3 protein-coding genes are annotated in these 3828 nt (G+C 72.9%); 1 reads left to right on the top strand and 2 read right to left on the bottom strand.

Features of this window, described 5'->3' with window-relative positions; all coding sequences use genetic code 11:
- Positions 1–48 precede the first annotated feature (48 nt).
- Positions 49–750 carry a nitroreductase family protein gene (locus tag FF041_RS36975; RefSeq protein WP_153527127.1) on the bottom strand — a complete coding sequence of 234 codons (702 nt, stop codon included), beginning with the start codon at positions 748–750 and terminating at the stop codon, positions 49–51.
- A 432-nt stretch (positions 751–1182) separates the two neighbouring features.
- On the opposite strand from FF041_RS36975, the gene FF041_RS36970 reads away from it, so the two are divergent.
- Positions 1183–2781 (top strand): phytoene desaturase family protein, encoded by a 1599-nt coding sequence (locus FF041_RS36970; RefSeq protein ID WP_153527125.1) that lies wholly within the window; start codon positions 1183–1185, stop codon positions 2779–2781.
- Positions 2782–2851: 70 nt separating this feature from the next.
- Here FF041_RS36970 and FF041_RS36965 read toward each other — a convergent pair whose 3' ends face one another.
- The gene (locus tag FF041_RS36965; RefSeq protein ID WP_153527123.1) at positions 2852–3307 is read right to left on the bottom strand and encodes a hypothetical protein; all 456 of its coding nucleotides are present in this window, start codon (positions 3305–3307) and stop codon (positions 2852–2854) included.
- Between the last annotated feature and the right edge of the window lie 521 nt (positions 3308–3828).

Raw genomic sequence — 3828 nt, 5'->3', positions numbered from 1 at the left:
TGAAACGCCCGGGGCGGGGCCGCCCGACGGCCCCGCCCCGGGCCCGGTTCAGATCTCGACCATCACCTGGTCCAGCGATTTGCGGACCAGATCGGGGACTTCGCAGTCGGGAGCGGGGTATCCCACCGGGATGACGGCGAACGCCTTCTCGTTCGCCGGGCGGTTGAGGACCTCGGAGAGGAAGCGCATCGGGCTCGGAGTGTGGACGAGCGCGGCCAGCCCGGACAGATGGAGGGCGGTGAGCAGCATCCCGACCGCGATGCCCACGGACTCGTCGACGTAGTAGTGCTTGTGTTTGGCGCCGTCCTCGCCGAGCCAGTAGCGCTGCTGGAAGACGACGATCAGGGCGGGGGCGTCGGTGAGATGGGGCTTGACCTTGTCGGTGCCGAGCGGGCGGAGCGCGGCGAGCCACTCGTCGCCGAGGCGGCCGTCGTAGGAGATCTGCTCCTCCTCCTCGGCCGCCTTCCGGATCTGCTGCCGTATCCCGGCGTCGTGGACCAGGACGAAGGTCCAGGGCTGCTGGTGGGCGCCGGACGGAGCGGTGGCCGCGCAGGCGATGGCGTCCTTGACCACCTGGAGCGGCACCGGGTCGGCGGCGAACTGCCGTACCGTACGCCGCTCGTCCATGCGGGCGCGCAGCTCCGCCGCGCGGGCGAGGGACTCCTCCGGGGCGATCCGGCTCGGGCGGTGGGGGACGGGGCGGTAGGGGTCCCCGTGGATGGGGCTCCAGCGTCGTGGTGAGAGAGACATGCTCGTGAGTGTGCCGTGTGACAGCGGTATACGGCAGAGGGCCGTGTGCTCGGCGCATGTCCGCGGGGGAACGCGTCCCCGCGCGGTCGGGGCGGGAGAGTTCAGGCGCGGAGGTTCTGACCTCGCATGTCGCCCTCCACGGCTGTCCCATAGGACTGGGCGACCTCGGCGGCGATCATGCCACCGCCGCCCGGGGCACGGGCGGTTCCGCGCCGTTGGAGCGCACGGGCGTGCCGGGACCGCCGCCCGCCCGGACGGACGCCTTCCGCCCGCCCGGGGGCGCGGTGTGCGCCGGGTCGCGCGGGGTCCGCGCCGGCCCGCAACGGTGTGAGCCCCGATCGGCGTGGGACCTGCGGAACTCGGCGGGACAGGCCGTACGTTGGCGATACCACAGGGACTGGTAGGCCGCATGTGACGGGTGAGGAGAATCGTATGGGGGACGTCGACACCGTCGACGCCGTCGTTGTCGGGTCGGGCGTCAACGGGCTCGTGGCGGCGGCCGAGCTGGCCTCCGCGGGCTGGTCGGTCGCGCTGGTGGAGCGCAACCAGGACATCGGCGGGTTCATCGCCTCCGGGGAGCGCACCCTGCCCGGCTATCTGCACGACACCTACTCCTCATGGCATCCGCTGTTCGTCTCCGGCCCGGCCCACGCGAGCCTCGGGGACCGGCTGAGGGAGCACGGCCTGGAGTACCGCAACACCGATGGCCGGCTCACCGCGAGCGTCGCCGACGACGGCCGGGTGACCCTCGCCCACCGGGACCCCGAGCGCACCGCCGAGGGCTTCGCGCACCAGGCCGACCGGGACGCCTATCGGGCGGGCCTGCGCCGGCTGCACGACAGCATGGGATCCATCGGGGGGCTGCTCGGCGGCGAGCCGCGCTCGCCCGCGGCCCTGCGGCATGTGGCCGGTCTGTTCGAGAACGGCGGGCGTGCGGGAGCCGAGCGCTGGCTGCGCTCCCTGGCCGCCAGCGGGCGCGGTTACGCGCGAGCGGAGTTCCGCGGGAGCGAGGTGGACCATCTCTTCGCGCCCTGGCTGCTGCACGCCGGGCTCTCGCCCGACCAGGCGTCGGGCGGAGTGATGATGCCGCTGTTCGCCGCCACGCTCCACGGATTCGGACTGCCGGTGGTGGCCGGGGGAGCGGGCCGGTTCATCGACGCCTTCCGGTCGCTGCTGGACTCCCTCGGGGTGCGGGTGGAGACCGGTCGCGAGGTCGAGCGCGTCCTGGTCGAGCGGGGGCGTGCCGTGGGCGTGGAGACGGCCGGCGGCCGGGTCGTCCGCGCCCGTCGCGCGGTGGTGGCCTCCGTCTCGCCCGCCGCGCTCTACGGCCGTCTGCTGCCGGGGGACGCGGTGGGCCGCGAGCTCCGGGACGAGGCCGCCCGTTTCCGTTACGGACGTGCCGCCCTGCAGATCCATGTGGCTCTGTCCGGTCCGCCCCGCTGGCGGGACGGACGGCTGGGCTCGGTGCCGCTGATCCATCTCTCCGACGGTTCGGGCAGCACCGGCATCGCCTGCGCGGAGGCGGAGGCGGGCCTGCTGCCCCGGCGGCCCACGGTGGCGGTCGGGCAGCAGTACGTCCTGGACCCCGGGCGGGTGCCGCCCGGCGCGGCGGCGCTCTGGCTTCAGCTGCAGGAAGTGCCCTTCACCCCGCTCGGGGACGCGGCCGGTGAACTCGACACCACGGAGGGCTGGACCCCGGAGCTCGCCCGCGGGTACGCGGACCGCGTCCTCGCCCGGGTCGCCGAGCACGCGCCGGGCCTGCGGGACAGCGTTCTCGCCGTGGACGTCATCACCCCCGCCGAGCTGGCCGCCTACAACCCCAACGCGGTCGCGGGAGACCCGTACGGCGGCTCCGTCGAGCTGGACCAGAACTTTGCATGGCGCCCGCTCCCCTCGTCGGGGAGGCACGCGACGGAGGTCGCCGGGCTCTGGCACATCGGCGCCTCCACCCATCCGGGTCCGGGACTGGGCGGCGGATCCGGCCATATGGTCGCCGCCGCGCTGGTCCGGCAGTTCTCCTCGGTGAGTTGACGAGGGCCTGCGGGACAACAAGGAGAGCCGTGGAGCGAGTACGCTCCACGGCTCCCAGGGTCCTGTCGGGTCAGACGATCGGGGAGACCGCGACGCAGCCTCCGGCGGCGCCCAGGCCCTTGCCCGACTCCTCGGCGATCGGCTTGCCCTTGTAGATGATCTTGCAGGTGACCGCTGCCTCGCCGGTGGCGTCGAGCGCGATGGGCAGCACCGAGGGAGGCAGGATCCCCCGCAGGGTCACGGTCTTCTTCCACGGCAGCGCCGGCTTGTCCACGGTCTCCAGCTTCGGGTTCGTGGCGGTGCCGCCGCCCGCCGCGAACTGGATGGAGTCGATGCTCTTCCCGGTGACCTCGTAGGTGACCTCGTACTCCTCGTTCACGGCCTTGTCGACTCCGTCGACCGCCTTGTCGACACTGTCGGAAGCCTTGTCCTTCGCGGCGTCGCTGACCTCGGAACAGGCGCTGAGCCCGAACACCAGGCCGACGGCGGCGACGGCGCAGACAGCGGTGCGGATGGAGCGGTGCATGAACGACCCCCGGGATCTTGATATTGGAACCTGTACATAACCGTAGGGACCGAATAAGAGTCAAGTTGAAGTAAAGCTCCATGGCCCCGGGTTTACCGGGGGAGGGATCGAGCGTCGCGGCGCTCGTGCTCAGCCAGGTCTCGCGGAAGCGGAAATCGAGGAAGCGGAAATCGGGGAAGCCGGGGCGTGCGAACCGCCGGGCGCCGTCTCCGTCTCCCTCGGCGGCGTGGCGACGCACGACGCTGCCGCAGGCGTCGACACGTACCCGCTGACTTCCCTGCCGCAGGCCATCCGTCCGGGGGACGGCCGGAGCGGTTCACGCACACGAGTTATGCGTACGCGACCGGGTGGCCCACCGCCCCACCGCTCGCCGTGCTCCACGCGGGCCGGCCGGCCGGCCCCGGCCGGCCGGCCCCGGCCGGCGGCCGGGCGCGCGGGGAACGGGCCGTGCGCCCTGCCGTACCCTGCCGTCGGTGTGATTGCCTGGAGGATCGCTCTACCGTGCAGGGAGGTTGTGCCCG

It is taken from the genome of Streptomyces jumonjinensis (assembly GCF_009600885.1).
Taxonomy (GTDB): domain Bacteria; phylum Actinomycetota; class Actinomycetes; order Streptomycetales; family Streptomycetaceae; genus Streptomyces; species Streptomyces jumonjinensis.
The sequence above is the reverse complement of the archived record's forward strand: the minus strand, read 5'-3'. Positions and strand labels throughout refer to the sequence as shown.